The organism is Nostoc sp. LPT (assembly GCF_017115165.1).
Lineage (GTDB): Bacteria > Cyanobacteriota > Cyanobacteriia > Cyanobacteriales > Nostocaceae > Nostoc.
Genome location: NZ_JABXKF010000137.1, coordinates 1 through 22,748 on the forward strand (window position 1 = coordinate 1; position 22,748 = coordinate 22,748).

Here is a 22,748-nt window from a genome sequence, read left to right on the forward strand (position 1 = left end):
CTTCTCGCTGTGCTTGAGTCTCAAGCTCTTAAATACTAATTAGATAGTCAGGGGTTCGCGTTGAACCTGATTTAGGTGAAGTGCGAGTAACGCGTTGGGTGGGAACTTTTGGCGTGGGACGAATACTCAACGCTAAAACAGCCAACAGTCAACTCATTGGTGGGATTATTTATGGCATCGGCATGGCATTAATGGAACACACGGTCATAGACCAGAATCTAGGACGCGTTGTTAACCATGATTTAGCTGAGTATCACGTACCAGTCAACGCAGACGTTCCTGATATTGAGGTGTTGTTCGTTGATGAACACGATCCACATATCAACCCGCTTGGTGTCAAGGGAGTTGGCGAAATTGGGATTACCGGCACGGCAGCAGCGATCGCTAACGCTGTCTATCATGCCACAGGTAAGCGCGTCCGCGATTTGCCAATTACATTAGACAAGCTGCTGTAGATAGAAAATGCGTAGGCGTAGCCAGCCGTAGGCATCGCCGAAACGATGAAAGCTCAATCATCCGATTGGCGATCGCTACATTATCAGTATGAGCAAGAAGTTCATACATTTCTTTTGCCAGTCAGTAGAAGTCTCAGGGTTGATGACGACTAAAGTAGAATTTGGTACTCTCAGCTTGGAATCACTGTAGTTACGTCCGTGACCGAGATGAGTAGTCGATCAGCCCGCTCCTACGCTTTCTTGTCGATTGCAGCGGCAATCGTCACTATTGCCCTAAAGTTTGGCGCTTACCTGCTAACCGGGTCAGTGGGACTGCTTTCAGATGCTATTGAGTCAATTGTAAATCTTGTGGCAGCATTGGTCGCTCTATGGGCATTGACCTATGCTGATAAACCAGCCGATGCCGAACACGCCTTTGGACATTCTAAAGCTGAATACTTCTCCAGTGGTGCAGAAGGTGCGTTGATTATAGTGGCAGCCATCAGCATTGCTGTTGAAGCTTGGGGACGCTTGTTGCATCCAGAACCGTTAACACAGCTTGGATGGGGGTTGGCACTCTCCCTATTTGCAACTGCAATCAACGGCATTGTTGCCTTTATCTTGCTACGGGCAGGGCGACGGTTGCGTTCCATTACACTCAGGGCTGATGCTCACCACCTGTTTACCGATGTGGTGACTTCGGGTGGTGTGGTAGTTGGAATCTTCCTCGTCAAGGTAACAGGCGCTCTCGTACTCGATCCAATTGTCGCCCTGATAGTAGCAGCAAATATTACTTGGACAGGATTTCGTTTGCTGCGGGAAACCAGTAGCGCGTTACTGGATGCAGCTTTGCCTAAAAAAGAAATTGACGCAATCAAGAGCATCCTTAACGAGTACAAACATCAGGATATCCAGTTCCATGCCTTGCGAACCCGCACTGCTGGAACCCGCCGCTTTGTTTCCTTTCATGTTCTTGTGCCTGGATCTTGGACAGTGCAACAAGGGCATGATTTATGCGAGGCAATTGAGCTTGCTATTCTTCGGGTGCTACCTTCAACCCACGTTACAACTCACCTGGAACCTGTAGAAGATCCAGTTTCTTGGGAAGATTTGGAGTTGGAGCGTCCGAGCAATCAGCAAATGCAAGATATTAGATAAGAGATTAATTGCTGCCGTAGAGATTTAAAGAATCGCGCGATCGCCGAAACGATGAAAACTCAATCATACAATTAGCGATCGCTAATTTCCAAACTCAATTAAGTTGATTAACTTGCGATCGCATCTGGCTTTTTGCGCGTGGGACGCTTGCGCTCTGATTTTTTCTTCAGTCCCACAGCTTGAGCCTGATCGCTATCTGAGCCATATTGTCCGCGCACGACTTCTTTCATCGCTAATACAGCATTATGAAATTCCCATTCTGCTAATCGAGCAGCATCAGAAGCAGCACGGTATAAGGCTAGTTTCTCAGTTTCAGTTTGTTGAGAAATCAACATCGTCTGATAAACTTCCTGTAACTTGGCAGTTGAGGCATCAGCACGAGTTGTGTTGTAGGTGCTGACAGTTTGCAAACCGTGGAATGAGTCAATATCTTGACTAATCAATTGAGGGCGCAAACGGTTTGTTGTATTTTGGGGAGCCATACATGCATAGTTAGTAAATTGTACATTTAATGTACCCATTACAACAAAAAAATTAACAGTAAGATAAAATTTTCAGATAGGGCAAGGTTAGAAAGGGTGGTTTAAGATAACAGGTCGATGTATTGGCATTACAGACCGATGTATTGGCATTACAAGTCGATGCATTAACATTCCAGACCGATGTATTGGCATTACAAGTCGATGCATTAACATTCCAGACCGATGTATTGGCATTACAAGTCGATGCATTAACATTCCAGACCGATGTATTGGCATTACAAGTCGATGCATTAACATTCCAGACTGATGCAATTACAAAACCGTAAGACGACACTAATTGGCAAGTAGCGCGATCGCAATTGCGCTCTGATTTTTTCTTAAATCTAACCACTTACCATTACAAAGGTATGAGTTATAACTTAGTAAAGCAGGATCTGAGTTATAGCTATTTGTCACAATAGTAATAGTTAGAATCTTATCCGCTTTCTCCAATAGGCTAACGATGTTTTCGATACGGAATTGGGGGAGGTCATCAAACCCTCAAGTGTCCAAGGGCAATTCCTCACGGGAGTGTATCATGGCGACCAAAAACGCTTGGATGCTGAAATTGATATTGCTTTATAGCCTTTCAAGGCTGACAAAAAGAGGGAACCGAATAAAAAAAAGGGGAAATTTTGGCGATATCCAATCGGCACAACTCTTGTGTTGGGATCGCCAGATAGACGATTCTTCTTAAATGCCTATGGTTTCATGGGGAATGATTTTAAAGTCAAAGCTACTGCTGATGATATCTGGTATTCGTTAAGTTGCCTCTGGGAAAAGGTGCGGCTAAAAGGTCATGGATTAGAGGTTACTATCCCGATAATTGGTTCCGATCTTGCTCGGACAAATCTTCCCCGCATGACTTTAACGAAACTGATTGTTATTTCCTTCATTGCTGCGTCCAAGAAAGACTTTGTAACAAAGAAATTAACAGTAGTCATCCATCCCAAAGACCTCGATTCGGTGGATTTGTATGCATTAGAAGACTTTTTGGACTCAACGTGCTTTTAAGCCAAAACCTTTTAGCTGCTTGTCGGTCGCGTTTAGCACTCAGCATAAAGCTAATCGTGTTCATCTATGTCGCATTTTAGTCTCTTGAAAGAATATAATACTTACTTAAGCATCGATTTTTGCAAAAAAACTTGTAATTGTTCGTAATCCTTTGGCGTATCAATATCGATGTCCCCTAACGTAAACGGAATAGAAAACACTTGGTTGAGGTTATTATTAATAACTCTTTTTGCTCCTGAAGTTTCTTTCAAAGCAGCAAGTTCGGAAAAAAATATTTGACTAAATAAAGCGGGTACACCTAATGTACCCCCATATTCACAAGCAATTATCGGTTTTTTTGTTGAATAATATGCATCAACAAGTTGATTAATAATTTGGTGAGAAACAAATGGCTGGTCACAAAGTGTAATAACTACTGCTTCTATTTTTTGCGGAAGATTATTTAACAATTCAATACCACTTTTGATTGAAGTATTCATTCCACAAGCCCAATTGGGATTGTTAACTACTGTAACGGGAAGTTGCTTAATTTGGGGATAAATTTGTTCTGCATTTGCTCCAAGTACTACTACCACAGGTTGACAAACTGAAGCGATCGCCATTTCTGTAATATATTGCAAGAAACTACGTCCTTGGTAAAGCAATAGTTGTTTTGGTGTACCCATACGAGTAGATGCACCAGCAGCAAGAATTAAAATGGCTATGGTTGATTTTTCTTTGTCTATTTGCTCAGTATGAAATACCATAACAGATAAAAACTATGTGGTCAGTAGCAAGTTTAAGTTGCTTTCATAGGATTGGTGAATTGGTTGATTGCGATTTTTTAAAAAATTACCACTGCGGTTTGTTAGCACTGCTTGAATTTCCGCAATAATAGCGATCGCTATACCAACAGGAGTATCTGCTCCAATGTCAATTCCAATCGGGCCGTGTAATCTTTTTAATTGTTCAGAAGTATAAACTATTCCTTGCAAACGCAAATCTTCAAGCAATCTTTCAGTACGTGCCTTTGGCCCTAAAACCCCTATATAGCGTGCAGGAGATGGCAGCAACATTTTCAAAATTTCCAGGTCATCAAGGTAATTATGCGTCATCACTACAGCAACTGTGTTGACATCTATAAATACCTGTTTATGTATAATTTCTCGCCGACTTAGAATCACATCACAAGCTATTGGAAATCGCGCTCTAGTTGCCTCATTAGCTCGACAATCGACTACAGTAACGTCCCAACCTAATGCTTGAGCAAACTGTGCTACGGGTACAGCGTCATAACCAGCACCAAATATTACTAGAGGCGTGGGTGGGTGAATGACTTCGATAAAAACTTCTGCACTGCCTAAAAGTAACTGATAGTTTTTTACACTTGACTTTTGATTAGTAAAGGCTGCTTGAGTATCTGCAATCAAAGATTGAATTAAATTTGCATCTTTGATATCAGTGCTAATTTTACCATTTGGATACAGCAGTAAGCGCGACCCAAGTTTCACATCTACCTTGCCTTCAAAGGCAAAAACTGTAGCAATAACACCCAAATGTTTTTTATGAAAGCATTCCTGTGTAAAAGCGATCGCATTCGCTGTACTTTCTTTTTCAAGACGTTCGATCAGAACTTGCACTGTCCCATTGCACCCCAAACCAAAGCCCCAAAGAATATCTTCAGAGGCGGTATTATCGTAAGTCACAACAATTGGTTCGCCGTCCGACATTCGTTGTTGAGTATGCTCAAATACGTCGTTCTCTAAGCAACCTGCGCTAATTGTTCCGATCATCCGACCTGTATTTGTCATTAACATTTTGGCACCTGGTCGGCGATAGGTAGAACCTTGAGTTTTGACTACAGTGGCAAGGAAAGTGGTTTCACCACTTTTTTGACTTGACTCGAAGCCTTCTAAAATTGCTTGTAATTCGTTCATTGGATTACTTATTTTTCTGTTTCTAACAGTTTGTCAGCTTGAGTAGACAGTCCCAATAAAAACAATCTAATGACTGCACCATTGTGCATCGCTGCTAGTATTAAACACGACGCCCGTTAATGATTGCAGTATATGCATTAGACTGACTGCGTTGTTTCCCGCCGCAAACATTGCGGCGTTGTGTTATCCAAGATAAGCGAAAATATCGCTGAAATCATGCCCCGCAAGATAGTTGTCAATTTGAGTCATTTATCTATTATTATAGTTAGCACGGAATCTTGAAAGAGGGTTTATCTACAGCAGCGGATTTGATCGGCTGGTTCAATAGTGTTAAAGAAAGCTGACCACTTTACTCAACCTCCTCACAATGAATTAACAGCTTTTCCATCGCTTCTGCTAGAGAAATTAATTCTGTCCAAGAGGAACCGCTAACTAAATTTTGGGCGTGAGCTAATCGGTTTCGCAACTGTTCAGCAGACTTAAGAAAACGTTCGCCAAACCGTTTTGATTTTAGTCCTAGTTGCTGGAGAAGTTCTGGTTGATTTAAAATCAACTCTCGCTTGTCACAGAATTGTAAATAATCTAACAAATCGGTGGCTTCGTTTCTTTCCTGACTCTCTCGCCATAGTCGTTGAGCAACTTCTAAGCGCTCAGGTTTAAGGACTTTTTGCCAAGAATCTTGGGGATAGTAAATCCGCACCAGCCGCAGCAAATTCATTTCTAGCAGCGTTACTAAGCCAAACAGTAACATTCGCACGGGTGCTTTTTGCAAATCACCACAGGTAACAATACCACTTACCTGATTGCAATCTAAGACAAACAATCGCGGAGTTTGTTGCAAAATGGGTAGCAACTTTATCAGTGGGGTGGAAATGGCAATTAGTTCTTTGGGATGAAACACCCGTTGATAGTCGCTACATTTACCTTTTTTGTCTGGGATCAAACTAGAGCGTTCTACATAACCGCTAATAATATCTCCCATCTCAACGCCGATAACATCAAAATTTTGTGCTTGCATCCAATGCAGCACTTCTTTCGCCTCCGCATCAGCTGGCATAGCTTTTAGGGGTTCTGCCACGTATTCAATGGTGATATTGTTCTCAAATAAACTCCGCAGGTCTTGAGAACGTGATTTTAGGTGTTTCATCCCCCGGCTGTGAACTCACGTTAAATAATCCTACGGCACTCACGCGATCGCCAGTGGAATTTTCTGCTAGATTACCTTTGCATAGGCATCGCTATCCCAACAAATACCACAGACTTCACGTTATACCATCTTAGTTGGTAATAATTTAGTGATGATTTAGACAATTTCAAGTAACAAAATATTTCGCATCTAGAAGAAAATAAATATATATGTAGTTTACTATATGAGATTAATTGATTAATTTGCGATTAAAATGCCGAAAACACTGACAAAAAATGTTATTACTAAAACGACGTAACGAATTGATAGTTGGTAGAATTTTACCAAGATAACCAAAATTGATAATAATATTATTATGCCAAGAAAAGAACAAGGATGGGTTACATTTCAAACCTCAGAGGACGAGCGGAAGATTTTAGAGGAGTTTTGCGAACAGTCTCAACGCACTAAGACTGAGATTCTGCGGGAACTTGTGCGTAGTCTCACTCAGCATTCCTCAACATCAATATCACCAGCAAATCAGCAGGAAAAACAGGAAGATATTGACTACACTCAAAAGCCTGATATAGAAAGTAGTATTCAAAAGAAATCACTAAAAGTTAGCTCTCGCAATATTCTTAAAGGTGTAATTAAACGAGTTGTTTATGGAGCAGTTAATAGTGAGGTTACTTTGGAGATTATTCACAAAGTAGAATTAACTTCGATTATCACTAGAGCTTCCGCAGAAGAGTTGGAATTATCTGAGGGAAAAGAAGCTTATGCAGTTATTAAATCTAACGATATTGTCATTGCTAGAGAATAGAAATACATTAATTTTGGGTGTTAGATATTAATTCTACGCTTGCACCACAAAATCTGATGCACTGAGAGTTGGCGCACCAGTCAGGGTTGCAAATAGACCGCCGTTGCCAAAACCAGCCGCACTACCATTTTGGTTGTAGAATAACTGCCCACTCACAGCGTCGTAGATAATTTTCGCTGTGCTAGTCGTTACTGAAGAAGTAATTTTAAAATCACTGGCATTACTAAAACCCGTTCCCGCAGTTGAAGCGATCGCACTAAAAGTAGTTTTATCCAGGATAATTTTATCGCCTTGGGAGTGTTTGAAATCAGCGATCGCATCAATACCCACAACAACGCTAGTAAAAGCAGCATTGGTGTTGTACAGAAATCCGTCAGCACCCACACCACCTATAAGAATATCATCGCCAGCTCCACCGATGAGAGTATCATTCCCAGCACCACCCCGTAGCAGGTCGTTGCCACTCTTACCGTCGATTTTGTCATTACCCCCTTGAGCATTAATCACATCAGCGGAGTTGTCAAAACCCGTGATGTTATTGTTAAGGTCATTGAGGAATGTCACACTGTTGGTGTTAAAGATGCTGCTAAAATTCCAGTTGGCATTGAAGACATCATAACTGTCGCTGACAAAAACTTGTCCGTCAAACGATATATTACCAATGCCTGCTGTCGGAAGTTTTGAGGGAAGATTTTCCAGGTTTTCCAATTGAAAGTTTTCCAGGGTAACTTTGGTATTTGCAACGTCTTCAAAAGTGAGTTCCAAGTTATTACCATTTTGAGTTAGTTGCAGATTCCGAGCAGTTAAGCCAGCGCCGATAAATTGCAACGTGTCAAACGAGGCAATCACTGGCGCTGACCCAGTGCCCACACCGCCAAAGTCAGTGATGGTCTCATTGCCATCGCCGACTCGGACAACAAAAGAATCATAGTCAGTACCACCAACAAAAGTATCATTGCCACTACCACCAACAAGAGTGTCATTGCCACTACCACCGACAAGAGTGTCATCACCAGTACCACCCCGCAGCAGGTCGTTGCCACTTAAGCCGTCGATGCTGTCATTACCCCCTTGGGCATTAATCACATCATTGGAATCGTCAAAACCTGTAATGTTGTTATCCAAGTCATTGAGAAAGGTGACGGTGTTTTTGTTGAATAGCGTAGTTTGAGTGGAGTTGGCATCAATCACATCAAAGCTGTCGCGGATAAAAGGTTGTTCGTCAAATTCCTCAAATAGGATATTACCGATAGCAGGTCTTGCTGTCGATGCAGGAAGGTTATCTAGGTTTTGTAGCTGAAAGTTTTGCAGAATGACTTTAGTATTTGCTACACCCTCAAAAATGAGTTCTAAGTTGTTGCCATTTTGAGTTAGTTGCAGATTGCTAGCGCTCAAGTCAAGATACCCAGAAAATTGCAACCTGTCTAATTCGCCAATCACCGCCGCTGATGGGTTTGCTCCAGTGCCAATACCACCAAAATCAGTAATGATGTCAATGCCATCTCCTTCCCGAATAATAAAGTTGTCATTTCCACCGTTACCTGTCAAGGTATCATTACCAGCTAGTCCGTTAAAAGTTTCGTTGTTGGGAGTACCGATGAGGTTATCGTTTTGATCGGTGCCGTTGAAGTCAAGGGTAGGGGTAGCACTGCCATAGATTACATAGCTTTGTCCAGCTTGGAGGTTGCCGTTAGGAGAGGACAGCCATGCTCCAATAATCAAGTCGCCAATGCCATCACCGTTAATATCCCCCGCCTTGCTAACCGATCTGCCTGCCTCACGAATGCCATTAATGGCGCCATTGATGGCGAAGCCATTAGTGCTATTGAGGGAAGAGAGGTCGAAACTGCCTCCACTGCCCACATTTTTTCCCTCATATACCACATAACTTTGCGAAGCACCAAATGCTCCAATAATTAAGTCGTCAATGCCATCATCATTAGTATCTCCCGCATTGCTGACTGAAAAACCTGAATAGCTTGATGAATTAATGCCGTTAATTTTGAAGCCGTTAGTACCATTCAGAGAAGAGAGGTCGAAAATGCCGCCACTGCCCACATTTGTCCCCCCAAATACCACATAGGTTTGCCCAACTTCATTTATGAAGTTGCGGGAGGCATGCCATGCCCCAATAATCAGGTCGTCAATTCCATCGTTGTTGATATCCCCTGCATTACTGACTGAGATGCCTAATTCGTCAATATAATCAATCCCATTGATAGTAAAGCCATTGGTGCCATTTAGGTCAGAGAGGTTGAGAGTACCGTCACTGCTCACATTTGTCCCTCCGTACACCACATAGCTTTGCCCAGCATATTGATTGCCGTTAGGGGAGGCATGATATGCCCCAATAATTAAGTCGTCAATGCCATCATTGTTGATATCCCCTGCATTGCTAACTGAGTAGCCTGAGAAGTCATCCGCAGCAATCCCATTGATACTAAAGCCATTAGTACCGTTTAGGTCAGAAAGGTTTAAAGTGCCCCCACTTGCTACATTCGTCCCCCCATACACCACATAACTTTGCCCAGCACGAGAATTACCGTTAGGGGAAGCAGATTGTGCCCCAATAATCAGGTCGTCAATACCATCATTGTTGATATCCCCTGCATTGCTAACTGAGTAGCCTGAGTTGTCACCCGCAAAAATCCCGTTGATGGCAAAGCCATTAGTGCCATTCAGCAATGAGAGGTCGAAGGTGCCAGCACTTCCTACATTCGTCCCCCCAAAAACCACATAGCTTTGCCCAGCACCAGAGTTGCCGTTGGGGGAGGCATAAGGTGCCCCAATAATCAGGTCGTCAATACCATCATCGTTGATGTCCCCCCCATTGCTGACTGACCAGCCTAAACCGTTATAATAACCAAGACCATTAATTTTGAAGCCATTAGTGCCATCTAAAGAAGAGAGATTGAAGGTGCCGCTTCTGGCTACATTCGTTCCCCCAAACACTACATAGCTTTGCCCAGAAAAATCGTTGCCATTGGGGTCGGCAAAAGGTGCCGCAATAATCAGATCGTCAAAGCCATCGTTGTTGATGTCTCCCGCATTGCTAACCGACCAGCCTGACTGATCTTCAACAGCAATGCCATTGATAGCAAAGCCATTGTTGCCATTCAAGGAAGAAAGAGTAAATGATGAAATAGCCATAATTTTCTCCTATACTCAGGGAGTAAGCTTTAAAGGTCTAAACTAGAAATTCCGTGTTCTAAACTGAAAGTATTGTTATAAAGTGCCACAATCATAAATCAGTAAAACAACGCGCTTTTATATGAAATTTCTTAATCAGGATAACTGCAATGTCTATGACGGGCTGTGACGCTCCTGCGTTGCCAATGCGACGCTAACTATCTATATTTACGCTGGTTAGTTTATATCGCTTTTCCAACTGTTACAATCAGCTTTTTCATAACTTTATGAAAAAAATATACATTATTTATACAAAAACATTCTGTAATAATACCAGTTCAAAAATGTTTGCGGCAGATACTCCACTCGCACTGACACGCACCCTTCCCTTATTAACTACGGTGTACACACACAAGTCTCTTGACCTGCAATGGCATTGCATCGACTGACAATGGCATTGCATCGACTGACAATGGCATTGCATCGACTGACAATGACATTGCATCGGCTGACAATGCTATTTCTCTGGTTCCCATGCTCTGTATGAGAATGAGTCAAGCTTCATCAAGCTAGATTTTTATGACTTGTGTGTACACCTTAGCCCTGACCAAGGCGAGGGTTACGGAGGTAGGGCAAACGCATATAAATTACTCTTAACCTTTTTGAATTACTGCTTGATAACGACCTAGCGCGATTAAAGGAAAGTATTGTTGATAGAGATGATACTTGAGATAAAAATGGCAAGGGAAGCCAGTACCTGTAAAGTCCGCCTCAAACCAAGTACCATCTGGCTTTTGAGTTGCCACCAGATAGCCAATTCCTTGCTCGATCGCATCAAGAGCTAATTTACCAGTTGCTTCACCTGCTGCTATCAACCCAATTAAAGCCCAAGCAGTTTGAGATGCAGTACTATTTCCTTTTCCTTTGAGACTGGGATCGTTGTAGCTGCGGCAAGTCTCGCCCCAACCACCATCTGGATTTTGACATCCAACTAACCAAGCTGCTCCCCGTTCTAGACTGAGTTTATGCTTTTGAGGATCGATTAATGCCAAAGCTGACAAAACGCCACTGGTGCCGTAGATATAATTTACACCCCAACGACCAAACCAACAGCCTTCAGTTTCTTGTTCGTGCAAAAGATAAGTAAGCGATCGCTCCAAATTATCACTATCAATTGACAAATCACAAGCACCCAGCATTTCTACGACTCTAGCCGTAACATCTGCGGTGTTTGGATCGATCATCGCTTTCAAATCGCCATAAGGAATCGAGTTAAGCCAATCTTGATCGTTATCCAAATCAAAAGCAGCCCAACCGCCTGGTTTGCATTGCATAGATGCAATCCAGTTTAAGGCCCGAGTGATCGCAGCCTGCTTGATTTTTTCATTTGGGAGTTTCGCCAAATGTAGAGCCATCACCACCACCGCCGAGTCGTCTACATCGGGATAAAAGCGATTCTCAAACTCAAAAGCCCAAGCCCCTGGTTTTCCCTGGCGATTTTTGACAGCCCAATCTCCGTAATCTAAAATTTGTTTTTGCAATAACCATTCTCCAGCCTTTACTACAGTTGGATGATCTGGTGCAAAGCCAGATTCTACTAAAGCACGGCTCGCCCAAGCTGTATCCCAGACGGGTGAAATACAAGGCTGTACCCGATAACTATCCTCTGTTTCAATGGCAAAGTTATCAATTGCTTGCAAACCTCGTTCTACAATGGGATCGCTTGGGTCATAATCCAGACACCGCAAAGCCAGCATTGAATTCAACATCGCCGGAATAATGCCGCCCCAGTCGCCTGTAGCTTCTTGGCGCTCTAAAATCCACTTTTCGGCGGCTTTGATGCCTTCTTGGCGGAAGGGTACTAAATTAAGGCTTTCTGCCAACTTGAAACCTCGATCAAGGGTGAGAAATAAATCTGTCCAATCGCCACTTTGGGGTAATTCCCACCCGACTCGATCGATACCTTCAGCGTATAGCTCATCTAGGTTGATAGTTGAGTTGGCAATAAAAACAGGTTTGCGATCGCATACAATCAGCAACGGCACAGTACTAGAACGTGCCCAGCTAGACATCTCGTAGATATTGACAGGGAAAGCTTTTGGTAACAGCATCACCCAAGGTGGTAGCGAGGGAATACCGCGCCAGTTGTAGCAGCCAATCAAGGCTAAGTGTAACTTGGTAAAAATCCGAGTTTTGCTGATCCCACCCCGTTGGAGAATAAAGGCTTGTGCCCGAATCATCGCCGGATCGGTTGCTGGTACACCTAGCAATCTTAGCGCCATGTAGGCTTCAACCGAAGTGCTAAGTTCTCCGCCATCACCATAGTAAAGTTCCCAGCCGCCATGCTGCCGTTGCTCTTGACGCAAATATGCTTCAACTTTGTGCAAAGGTCTAGCTTGGTCTGTTCCCCAAATTTTATGCAGGAGGACGACTTCAGCAGTGATGGTGACATTAGATTCTAACTCTGCCCACCAATAACCTGCCGGATTTTGAATCGAAAGCAAATATTCTTGACTAGCTGCGATCGCATCTACGACTTGATTGACTTTTACCCTGTCTTGTGTTTGCATCAAAAACTATTTAACCTCAACACCCAACACTAGATATGAACACGTACTACAGCGAAAAAATTTTTTTTCCTCTATCAATAGACATAGTATTCTGTCTGAGTCACTGATAATTTGCAATAGGTCATGGATGTAATTGTATTAGGATTTATGCTCTTATCCTTGACAATTTGGTTGGGATTACTGGGTTTTTGGGGACAGTTTTGGCGGACAGACCAGCAATTAGAGGTTACAGAAACTCAGCTAGAATCGTTACCTGTGGTTTGTGTGGTGGTTCCAGCCCGTAACGAAGCCCAATTGCTACCAACTACACTGCGATCGCTCCTACTTCAAGATTACCCTGGTTCTTTCAACGTGTTTTTGGTAGACGATCGTAGCACAGACCAGACAGCAAATTTTGCTGAAGGGGTTGCACACGCTGTCGGTAAAGCCCAGCAATTGCATATTATCTCAGGTGAATCACTGCCTCCCGGTTGGTCGGGTAAACTTTGGGCAGTTGAGCAAGGCATAAAGAGCGCGAGTTTATTTGCACCCGATTATTTTTTACTGACTGACGCAGATATCGAACACGATTCTAGTAATCTCCGCCGACTCGTGAAGAAAGCTATGCAGGAAGATTTAGACTTGGTTTCGGTAATGGTGCGACTCAGGTGTGAAAGCATTTGGGAAAAACTTTTGATTCCAGCTTTTGTCTTTTTCTTCCAAAAACTCTATCCCTTTCGCTGGGTGAATAATCCCAACAATCCCACAGCAGCCGCCGCTGGGGGATCTATTCTGATCGCCCGTGAAGCTTTAGAGCGAATCGGGGGTATTCAAGTGATTCGCCAAGCCTTAATTGACGATTGTGCCTTGGCTCAGGCTGTTAAGAGAGGGACTGGGAACAAGGAGACAAGGAGACAACTTGCAACAAGTCTTTCCTCTCTTCTCCAATCCCAAATACCCAATCCCAAATACCCAATCCCCAGTCAAGGTCGTATCTGGCTGGGATTGAGTAGCTTGACTCGTAGCTTGCGCCCTTATGACTCGCTGGCGACGATTTGGGATATGGTTGCTCGTACTGCCTATACCCAACTGAATTATTCACTATTAATACTATTGGGAACTTTGGTGGGAATGCCTCTAATTTATTTAGCTCCACCTGTATGTGTGATTCTGGGTGCAGTCTGGAGCAATTGGGCGATCGCATTTACAGGTTTATTAGGATGGCTGTTAATGACTTTCGCTTACTACCCGACGATCCGCTTTTATAAATGTTCTGTCTGGTTCGCGTTGAGCTTACCTGCGATCGCTTTTCTCTATACTTTAATGACTCTAGACTCAGCACTACGTCACTGGCAAGGGCGCGGCGGCGCTTGGAAAGGAAGAGTTTATCCCGTAAAATTAAACTAAGCCGAATGAACTGTCATCTTAGATCAACTAACAGTGCTGTAAAGACTACCTACCATCTTTGCTCAACTACTGTCATCTGCGCCCGATTGGATGCAATGGATGGCTTGAGTTGTCGGGTTTACTATTGACCAATTTACTTTCACGAAAAAGAAAATGTTGCTTGGTTTGACAGTTCATGCCTCCTCTAGCTAATTTTTTCATCCCAAGGGGCAGGTTTGCTAATTTGCTTCCATATAGGACTATACAAGGCTTCATGTAGTTCGCGTGCTAGTACCACCAAACCTGCATAACCAGCGTAAGCATGATGACGTTCATGATTAATGTCTAAAAAAGGAATTTGCGCTTTGAGTGCTGTATATTTATTTCCAGCCCCAGCAATCAACACATCAGCTTTTGTTTGGTTTAATACCTTTAATAATGCCTGGGGAGTTGTGTCCGACAAAACCATTCCATCTTCACCAAGATATTGTTTAATTTTAGCTTTCTCCTCTTGTGTTGTTTTGCCATCCGTAGCTGCAATAACTTCCATTCCCAAGTCTTGGGCTGCTAAGATCAGTGACCAAGTTTTCACACCACCAGTAGAAAGAAGAATTCGCTTACCTTTTAAATTAGCAAGATAAGGAGCTAAAGCAACATCTAGAGCAGCATTTTCTTGGGCAATTAACTTTTATGTACGTTCTTGAAGCTCATGGACAACAACACTATCTCCCAAGGATATGCTTAATTTTGCCACAACATTCTCTAGGCAATTGTTTAAGTTAGTCGCACCATAGAAAGACTCTTCAATATAAGGAATTCCATAGCGTTCTTCCATAGTTTGTGCCATTTGTATAGCTACATTTGAGCAAAGTACTACATTTAATTTAGCACGATGAGCATAGCAAACTTCTTGATAACGAGCATCACCTGTAATTTTGGAAAGAACGCGAATACCCATTTTTGTGAACAATGGTAAGATATTCCACGTTTCACCTGCAACATTATAGTCACCAACAATATTAATATCAAATGGTGTGATAAATTCAGGTTCTGCTGTACCAATGACAGCATTCAATCAAGTTTCATTACCAATGCGATTCCCTAAACTTTTACTACCAACAAATCCAGGTGCATTTACATAGATAACTGGAATATTAATTTTTTGTACAGCTAGTTTACAGACACTATCAATATCATCACCAATCAAAGCAGACAGACAAGTAGCGTAAACGAAAATAGCGGCAGGATGATAGCGATCAGCAACATCCACAATAGCTTTGTACAGTTTCTTTTCCCCACCAAAAACGATATTTAGATAAACAATTATTGTTGTTATATTTTTAAACCAAATGTTATTAGATAATTAAACAAAATAATTAGGCACGTTGTCTCTCTGTAGCTTGTTTTCTGTTTTATGATTTAACTAAGGAATTTAATTTTTTACTAATACTTTTATAAGTATCTTATTTAACGCTTATAGCACCTTAGATTTAGGTCATCATAGTCTTATTGATTTGAATATACACTAAATCTATCAATTAACCGGATTAAAATGTATAATTTATTTTTAAATTTGAAAAGTATACACAATATCGTCAATTCTGGGAGCAGAGTTTTGATCGCCTGGATGAGTATTTACAACAATTGCAAGCAGAGGAAAAGAAACGCGATCGCTCATAGGTTGTGATTGACATTGCCATCGGTTAGGGAAAGCGTCGTAACTCGCGTCTTTAATGCCCCACGCAAACTCGTCTTCGAGGCATGGACTCAGCCCAAACACGTTAAACGCTGATTTGGGGATTGCAGCAGTATGACAATGACCGTTTGCGAAATCGACCTGTGGCACTTGGCGCTATGTCTTGCATGACTCCGGTAACGACACTGAACACGCATTTTCAGGAGAGTACCGTGAAATTGTGCCGCCGCAACGATTGATTGCTACCGAACGCTACGAACCAGTTCTCAACAGCGACCACCTGAATACGCTTACCCTGACTAAAAAGGGTGTGGGGTGTAGGGAAAGAACGTTCTCCCACACCCAACAGGTACAAGCCCCTATTTTTAAATATGGAAAAAGAAAAAAGAAGATTTTTGAGACACGTAGTGCGATAAAATTAGCGTCCATGTTTGAAACCCCTGATTTTAATTATGGGGTTCCTACACCCTACACCCTACACCCTATCCCCTACACCCTCTTCATTGAACAAGACGGAAAAACGACGCTGCACATTGCAATGCAAGGATTGGTCAAGTACTTAGTTGCTCTATGGGCGATTTCCAAAAGGGTACTCATGCCCTAAAATGGGATGGGGTGTGTAAGGTTCTTCTAGGAATTTGCGCTCTTGATCAGACAGTTCTAAATCCACCGCCTCGACAGCCTCTTTGAGATGTTCGATCTTGCTAGCCCCTATTATGGGAGATGTTACACCTGGTTGATGCAATAGCCAAGCTAGAGCAATTTGTGTGGGTTTAACCCCTCGTTTTGTAGCTAATTCAACTACGCGCTCAACTACTTGAAAATCAGAATCTTGATAGTAGAGATTGTGAGCGAATTCGTCAGTTTTTGCGCGTAGTGTTTGCCCATAGTCTGACTTGCTGCGATTCCCTGACAAAAAGCCCCGCGCCAGGGGACTCCAAGGAATAATACCAATCCCTTGATCTCGGGCTAGAGGTATCACTTCTCGTTCTTCTTCTCGATAGACTAGGTTGTAGTGATTTTGAATTGATACAAAGCGAGTCCAGCCGTGAATGTCTGCTGTATAAAGGGCTTTGGCAAACTGCCACGCCTAAACACTAGAAATCCCCAGGTAACGGACTTTACCTGCTTTCACAAGATCATGAAGTGCTTCTAGGGTTTCTTCGATTGGTGTCTCATAGTCCCAACGGTGAATTTGGTATAAGTCTACATAATCGCTCTGTAGTCGCCGCAAAGAAGCATCAATGCTATCAAAAATATGTTTGCGAGATAGTCCTCGATCATTTGGACCATCACCGACTTTACCATGTACTTTGGTAGCAATAACAACCTGATCTCTGTTTGCAAAGTCTTTGAGCGCTCGCCCGACAATTTCTTCACTAGCGCCCAAGGAATAGACATCGGCGGTATCAAAGAAGTTAATCCCCAATTCCAAAGCCAGTTTTATAAATGGGCGACTTTCTTCTTCTTCTAATACCCATTGGCGCAATTTACGGGAGCCATAAGTCATCGTGCCGAGGGTGACACGCGATACTTTGAGTCCAGTTTTGCCAAGATTTACATATTTGATCATACTGTCTGCTCTACTTTTGTTAGGATACTTAATAACGTTGTGACATTTATACAGCCAGTTGGGAGGTGCAATTGGCTTCATCGGTGCGTCCTCAGAGGCTGTGGTGTTAGCTAATTGTTAATGAATCAGTAGAATGTTGTTACCAGAGGCTTTGCACTTTTCTCGTACACTTGATCTGCCTAGAGTATTGCAAAGCTATGAGCATTACTTTGCAACAGCTAGGATTTAAATTACTATATACCAATCGAGTTACCGGAGTTAATGACTATAAGATTAAGAATTGCATATAAATGAGAAATAGGGAACAGAAAATTAGGAAATCAAAAATATAGATTACGTAAAATTTCAAACTCTCTAACCCCATGCCCCAATCCCTAAAAACTTCTGACATACGTAAACCTTGGAAAAAGTGGATTAAAAGTATCACGTATTGCTCTTGGTACTATAGACCTCTTGCAAAAATAAATTATGGTACGATAGAATACTTGAAAAATTTGCTTTCTATCTTTATCAGACATCCCAATTAGGTAACAAAAGTTCTCTGTATAGATTCTGTTCTGGATTTTTTCTAAAACCCTTAATCATACCACAAAATAATTATGCAAGAGGTCTTATGTTGATGTAATTACAAAAACTAATTTTTAATATTTTTAAATCTTGGGTTAATCCTTATGAGAAAAAACTTGAACTATACACCTGACTAAAGTTAGCGATCGCCATACCCAACATTATGATTATCGATATAATTTTCTGTGTAGCCTAGTTATTAGTCTACGCACAACTAGGAGAACCTAAGTATGACAATCTTGCAAGTTGTGGATAAAGAGTTTTCAAAAGTTCCCGTCATTGATATTAGTGCGCTGATTTGTCAAACCAACAACTCTTCTGATATAGTTTCAGACCAAATCAGACAAGCTCTCCATGATTACGGTTTCTTCTATATCATCGCACATGGAGTTGATGAACAACTACAAGAGCAACTAGAACATCTCAGCCAACAGTTTTTCGCGCAGGATGTAGAAACAAAACTGAAGATTCGTATGGCTCTTGGTGGTAAAGCATGGCGAGGATATTTCCCCGTGGGCAATGAGTTGACATCAGGTAAACCGGACTTAAAAGAAGGTATTTACTTCGGTACAGAATTAGAAGAAGACCACCCACTTGTGAAAGCTGGTACACCAATGCACGGTCGCAATCTTTTTCCATCCAACATTCCCCAATTTAGGGAAACAGTGCTGGATTATATAGACTCAATGACCAAACTCGGACATACCTTAATGGCTGGTATTGCTCTGAGTTTGGGATTAGAAGAATCCTACTTTGCAGACCGTTATACAAAAGATCCATTGATATTATTTCGGATTTTCAATTACCCTCCTAATTCATCATTATCTAAATCTAAATGGGGCGTTGGCGAACATACTGATTATGGTGTATTAACTATTCTCAAGCAAGATAATGTCGGTGGATTACAAGTCAAATCAAAGTCTGGTTGGATAGATGCACCTCCTATTCCTGGTTCATTCGTATGCAATATTGGGGATATGCTTGATCGCATGACACAAGGACTGTATCGCTCAACACCCCACCGCGTTCACAACCTATCAACAAGTCATCGCCTTTCGTTCCCGTTCTTCTTTGATCCCAACTTCAACGTTGAAGTCAAACCCATTGAACTGAAGGATGTAGTAGTAAACGATGATAAAAGCGATCGCTGGGATAAAGCCAGTGTTCACGAATTTCGCGGAACTTATGGCGAATATCTCTTGAATAAAGTCTCCAAAGTATTTCCAGAACTACGTCAAAAATTAGGGGTGTAAGGGTGTAAGGGTGTAGGGGTGTAAGGGAACCCCATCAATAAATTGAGGGGCTTGATGCAAGGACGCCGTATTTCTCGTACTACGTATCTCGAAATACATCTTTAACTTTATTCCATGTTTAAAAACTCTTTCTTGTACCCTCCATAAGGGGCTAATTACCCTACACCCCTACACCCGCCTCGAAGGGGCTTGGTCAAAAAGTGCTTGAAAGTGCTGAATAAAAACCCAGTTCCCAAACACCCAAATTAACTTTGATAAGGACGCGGTAGTTGGCGCAGTTTATGAGCCGTATCCAATTCACTATTGTTTTTTTTGCCATATCCCCAACCTAAGAGGTTACGATATTCACCCATGATGCCACTTTCAATTAAATCATCCTCATTGACTGCAACGTTGGTATGAGATTCAGGCGCAACATACAGTGCATCCGCAGGGCAATAAGCCTCACACATGAAACAAGTTTGACAGTCTTCCTTGCGGGCGATCGCAGGTGGCTGGTTGGGTACGGAGTCAAAGACATTGGTAGGACACACTTGGACGCACAAATTGCAATTGATACAGAGTTTATGGCTGACAAGCTCGATCATGACATGCTCCTGCTACAATTTTGATACAGAGGGTGTGGTTTGAGTGGTTTCTACTGGTGGTGTAGCGATTGCATCCGTAATCCAATCACGCCTCACCCAAAGCTTATCTAAGCCGCCTGTTGCTTGGTAATAACGCTGATTTGGATCGGTTTCGGGATAGTCCACACGAATATGTTCGCTGCGCGTTTCCGTCCGATGTAACGCGCTAAAATATGCCCATCGTGCTACAGCGGTCAGAGCAGCTGCTCGACGAGAAAATTCCACATCGCGCACTGTATCTTGTTTTGGGTTTTCTTGTACTTGCTGCCACAGCGTTTCTAATTTAGCGAGAGAATCCAAAAGTCCTTGCTCAGAACGCAAGTAATTCTTCTCCAACGGGAACATCTGGGCTTGTACACCATGCACGATCGCCTCACTATCGAATGTTTCAGAAGTGGGTGAGGGTGATGATGGGCTACGCCCCGCCAAAGGCGATCGCAATCCCACTTTACCAGCAGGACGCGCAACCCGTTCATTTGCATGAGCGCCCAGACTCTTAGCAAAGTCCGCTGCCCCAACTCCAGCCCATTGCCCTGTAGAGATTGCCCAAGCAGCATTGGGGCCACCACCTCCAGAAGCTAACCCGGCTAAAAATTCCCGCGATGCAGCATCACCTGCGGCGTAGAGTCCAGGAACCTTTGTACCGCAACTATCATCGGTCAAACGGATTCCACCTGTACCACGGACTGTACCTTCTAAAACAAGTGTCACAGGCACTCGTTCTGTATAGGGGTCAATACCAGCTTTTGTATAGGGTAGAAAAGCGATAAAATGAGACTTTTCAATCACTGCTTTAACTTCAGGCGTGGCTCGATCCAAACGAGCATAAACGGGGCCTTTCAGTAGGGCATTAGGGAGAAACAATGGATCGCGACGACCATTGATATAGCCACCAAGATCATTGCCTGCTTCATCGGTATAACTAGCCCAGCCAAAGGGAACACCCCTGGTTACAGTCGCATTGAAAGCCGTCGAAATGGCATAGTGATTAGAAGCTTCCATACTAGAAAGTTCCCCACCAGCTTCCACTGCCATCAACAGTCCATCACCTGTATTGGTATTGCAACCTAATGCTTTACTCAAGAATGCACAACCGCCATTTGCTAAGACTACTGCACCAGCACGAACGGTATAGGTACGATGATGTTGCCTCTGCACACCTTTTGCTCCAGCTACTGAGCCGTCGTCAGCCAATAAAAGCTCTAGAGCGGGACTTTGATCAAAAATCTGCACACCAACACGCAAAAGGTTTTTGCGAAGTACCCGCATATATTCAGGGCCATAATAACTCTGACGCACAGATTCCCCATCTTCTTTAGGGAAACGATAGCCCCAACTTTCCACTAGGGGCAAACTCAGCCAAGTTTTTTCGATAACACGCTCGATCCAACGTGAGTTAGCGAGGTTTTTTCCTACACGATAACGCTCCGATAAAACTTTGTCCCAATTCTCTGGAGAAGGAGCCATGATGCCGTTACCACTAGCTGCCGCCGCACCACTCGTACCCAGAAAACCTTTATCAACAATGATGACTTTGACTCCTTGGGATGCGGCTGCCCATGCTGCCCATGCAGCGGCAGGGCCACCACCAATTACCAGTACATCAGCAGTTAATTGTAGTTCATTTTCACTATGGACTGCTAGCAATTCCCTTTCCTCAATAAAGTTTTTACAGGACGGCAGAATTCAGGAGTCAGAATTCAGAAGCGCTCCGACTTTTTGCTGTGTCTCTGATGAGGCAACGCCCACAAAATTAATAAACAGAAGTCAACAATTTATCGATCGCAGCCCGAAACGCCGTTGCTGCACCAGCACTCATATCACGGGGGGCGCAGATGCGATTTCTCAAATATGCCAAAGTAATAGCCCCCACAGCAGCGAAGATGGGATCAACACTACTATTTTTACCACCAGTCCGACCACCCGGTAAAGTTGCACCATTGCCATGAATCAGATAATCAGCCAGTTGTCGCAGGTGAAAATCAACAGCGTCCTTAACTGTGGTAAAATCACCATCTGTAGCTAAACCTTGGACTCCAGAATTTCTGATAATATCTGCGATCGCAACTTCCCGATTATCGCTCAATCTCTCAGCTGCTTCTGCGCGATATTGAATTTTCTCACTATCTGCCACATCCAGAGGTAAAGGATTTCCAATCGGTTCTACACCCCATCTGCGACGCAAAAGTAAATTGTTGGTGATATTATCCGATTTCACTCTGTGATAAGCAGGACGCTGATTAAGTGTGTCAAACCAAGCATTAATTCGAGGAAAGCGAGGATTTCCTTTGAGGTGATATCCCCGATATACAGGTAAATTAGCCGCCAATCTATCTAGATGGGGGCTATACAGAATGTCAACTAAGCTAAACGTACTTACAAAGTAAGGGCCGGGATATTTAGCCAAAGCTTGCTCAAGTTCATCTAACTTAGCCTCAAATGCTGTTTGTAAGTTTGCCAACTCATGAGCATCTACAGGTGCTTCTCTCAGGAATTTGTAAGCAATCTCTCTAAAACCGTTAGTCTCAGCTTCCTCAACCAACTGCCTAGCAACAGCATTTTCCTCTGAATTCTCAGGCAATAATGCTGGATGTGGAAACCTTTCTTCTAAAGCCAAGAGAATATCTTTAGATTCATATACTAAATTACCCTCAATTTTTGCTGCTGGGACAAGGGTTGTGGGAACTAAGTCAGTGTACCATTTGGGTTTATTACTTAAATCAATAAACTCCGTTGCAAAGGGAATTTCCTTTTCTTCCAGAGCAAACCAAACTCGTTCGCAGAAAGGACACCAAGAATTAGTATCTCGATAAAGCAAGACTGGTAGTTGTGTGTTTGGGGCAAGTTTCTGTAAACTGCTGGGTATTGGTGCAGTAGAAGGAGATTGTCCTGTCCTCTTTACCCTACGCGCAGGGGTATTTTTTCTAGCATTCTCTAAAACTTCTTCCCAAGTTGACACTGTGTTTTGAATAGACAT

17 protein-coding genes and 4 pseudogenes are annotated in these 22,748 nt (G+C 42.8%); 8 read left to right on the forward strand and 13 right to left on the reverse strand.

The annotated features are described in order from the left end of the window. Positions 1-53: 53 nt before the first annotated feature. Positions 54-455, forward strand: a pseudogene (locus HWQ58_RS25470) (molybdopterin cofactor-binding domain-containing protein); the annotation flags it as partial. Positions 456-662: 207 nt separating this feature from the next. Further along, positions 663-1,592 (forward strand): cation diffusion facilitator family transporter, encoded by a 930-nt coding sequence (locus HWQ58_RS25475; protein WP_292868949.1) that lies wholly within the window; start codon positions 663-665, stop codon positions 1,590-1,592. A 107-nt stretch (positions 1,593-1,699) separates the two neighbouring features. Here HWQ58_RS25475 and HWQ58_RS25480 read toward each other — a convergent pair whose 3' ends face one another. Beyond that, entirely contained in the window at positions 1,700-2,074 is a 375-nt protein-coding gene (locus HWQ58_RS25480) for a hypothetical protein (protein WP_292869045.1), read from the reverse strand. Positions 2,075-2,196: 122 nt separating this feature from the next. On the opposite strand from HWQ58_RS25480, the gene HWQ58_RS25485 reads away from it, so the two are divergent. Together HWQ58_RS25485 and HWQ58_RS25490 are read left to right on the forward strand one after the other, a co-directional pair. Then, a complete protein-coding gene (locus HWQ58_RS25485; protein WP_292868952.1) occupies positions 2,197-2,400 on the forward strand; it encodes a hypothetical protein in 204 nt (67 codons plus the stop codon). A gap of 184 nt (positions 2,401-2,584) precedes the next feature. Then, positions 2,585-3,127, forward strand: a pseudogene (locus HWQ58_RS25490) (macro domain-containing protein); the annotation flags it as partial. A 101-nt stretch (positions 3,128-3,228) separates the two neighbouring features. On the opposite strand, the gene HWQ58_RS25495 reads toward HWQ58_RS25490, so the two are convergent. The 3 genes from HWQ58_RS25495 to HWQ58_RS25505 form a co-directional block, all read right to left on the reverse strand. Next, on the reverse strand, positions 3,229-3,873 hold the full coding sequence (locus HWQ58_RS25495; protein WP_292868955.1) for a nucleotidyltransferase family protein: 645 nt from the start codon (positions 3,871-3,873) through the stop codon (positions 3,229-3,231). Between the two features lie 12 nt (positions 3,874-3,885). Then, positions 3,886-5,043, reverse strand: coding sequence for an XdhC/CoxI family protein (locus HWQ58_RS25500; RefSeq protein WP_292868958.1), 1,158 nt, complete (start codon positions 5,041-5,043; stop codon positions 3,886-3,888). Positions 5,044-5,392: 349 nt separating this feature from the next. Continuing rightward, positions 5,393-6,190 carry a hypothetical protein gene (locus HWQ58_RS25505; RefSeq protein ID WP_292868961.1) on the reverse strand — a complete coding sequence of 266 codons (798 nt, stop codon included), beginning with the start codon at positions 6,188-6,190 and terminating at the stop codon, positions 5,393-5,395. Positions 6,191-6,545: 355 nt separating this feature from the next. Between HWQ58_RS25505 and HWQ58_RS25510 the strand changes: the two genes are divergently transcribed. Next, positions 6,546-6,992, forward strand: a complete 447-nt coding sequence (locus HWQ58_RS25510) for a molybdopterin-binding protein (protein WP_292868964.1) — start codon at positions 6,546-6,548, stop codon at positions 6,990-6,992. Positions 6,993-7,025: 33 nt separating this feature from the next. Here the strand turns inward: HWQ58_RS25510 and HWQ58_RS25515 are convergent, their stop codons facing one another. The 3 genes from HWQ58_RS25515 to shc all read right to left on the reverse strand — a co-directional run bounded on the left by HWQ58_RS25515 (position 7,026) and on the right by shc (position 12,691). Continuing rightward, complete coding sequence (locus HWQ58_RS25515) at positions 7,026-10,142, reverse strand: hypothetical protein (RefSeq protein WP_292868967.1); 3,117 nt, start codon at positions 10,140-10,142, stop codon at positions 7,026-7,028. 371 nt (positions 10,143-10,513) lie between these two features. After that, positions 10,514-10,657, reverse strand: a complete 144-nt coding sequence (locus HWQ58_RS25520) for a hypothetical protein (protein ID WP_292868970.1) — start codon at positions 10,655-10,657, stop codon at positions 10,514-10,516. 117 nt (positions 10,658-10,774) lie between these two features. Next, the gene (gene shc / locus HWQ58_RS25525) at positions 10,775-12,691 is read right to left on the reverse strand and encodes a squalene--hopene cyclase (RefSeq protein ID WP_292869047.1); all 1,917 of its coding nucleotides are present in this window, start codon (positions 12,689-12,691) and stop codon (positions 10,775-10,777) included. 123 nt (positions 12,692-12,814) lie between these two features. Here shc and HWQ58_RS25530 point away from each other — a divergent pair, with 123 nt between their 5' ends. Then, positions 12,815-14,077: a glycosyltransferase gene (locus HWQ58_RS25530; protein WP_292868973.1), complete on the forward strand. Its 1,263-nt coding sequence runs from the start codon at positions 12,815-12,817 to the stop codon at positions 14,075-14,077. 184 nt (positions 14,078-14,261) lie between these two features. On the opposite strand, the pseudogene HWQ58_RS25535 reads toward HWQ58_RS25530, so the two are convergent. Together HWQ58_RS25535 and HWQ58_RS25540 are read right to left on the reverse strand one after the other, a co-directional pair. Beyond that, positions 14,262-15,368 (reverse strand): annotated as a pseudogene (locus HWQ58_RS25535) (nitrogenase component 1); the annotation flags it as partial. 255 nt (positions 15,369-15,623) lie between these two features. Beyond that, positions 15,624-15,902 (reverse strand): hypothetical protein, encoded by a 279-nt coding sequence (locus tag HWQ58_RS25540; RefSeq protein WP_292868976.1) that lies wholly within the window; start codon positions 15,900-15,902, stop codon positions 15,624-15,626. 13 nt (positions 15,903-15,915) lie between these two features. Here HWQ58_RS25540 and HWQ58_RS25545 point away from each other — a divergent pair, with 13 nt between their 5' ends. Further along, a complete protein-coding gene (locus tag HWQ58_RS25545) occupies positions 15,916-16,356 on the forward strand; it encodes a hypothetical protein (protein WP_292868979.1) in 441 nt (146 codons plus the stop codon). Here HWQ58_RS25545 and HWQ58_RS25550 read toward each other — a convergent pair. Further along, positions 16,321-17,406, reverse strand: a pseudogene (locus HWQ58_RS25550) (aldo/keto reductase). The gene HWQ58_RS25545 and the pseudogene HWQ58_RS25550 sit on opposite strands and share 36 nt — an antisense overlap. Before the next feature lie 716 nt (positions 17,407-18,122). On the opposite strand from HWQ58_RS25550, the gene HWQ58_RS25555 reads away from it, so the two are divergent. Then, on the forward strand, positions 18,123-19,145 hold the full coding sequence (locus HWQ58_RS25555) for a 2-oxoglutarate and iron-dependent oxygenase domain-containing protein (RefSeq protein WP_292868982.1): 1,023 nt from the start codon (positions 18,123-18,125) through the stop codon (positions 19,143-19,145). A gap of 245 nt (positions 19,146-19,390) precedes the next feature. Here the strand turns inward: HWQ58_RS25555 and HWQ58_RS25560 are convergent, their stop codons facing one another. From HWQ58_RS25560 to HWQ58_RS25570, 3 genes are all read right to left on the reverse strand, one after another. Continuing rightward, positions 19,391-19,732 (reverse strand): 4Fe-4S binding protein, encoded by a 342-nt coding sequence (locus HWQ58_RS25560; RefSeq protein ID WP_292868985.1) that lies wholly within the window; start codon positions 19,730-19,732, stop codon positions 19,391-19,393. Positions 19,733-19,744: 12 nt separating this feature from the next. Continuing rightward, complete coding sequence (locus HWQ58_RS25565) at positions 19,745-21,418, reverse strand: FAD-binding protein (protein WP_292868988.1); 1,674 nt, start codon at positions 21,416-21,418, stop codon at positions 19,745-19,747. A 106-nt stretch (positions 21,419-21,524) separates the two neighbouring features. Further along, positions 21,525-22,748 carry a glutathione S-transferase family protein gene (locus HWQ58_RS25570; RefSeq protein WP_292868991.1) on the reverse strand — a complete coding sequence of 408 codons (1,224 nt, stop codon included), beginning with the start codon at positions 22,746-22,748 and terminating at the stop codon, positions 21,525-21,527.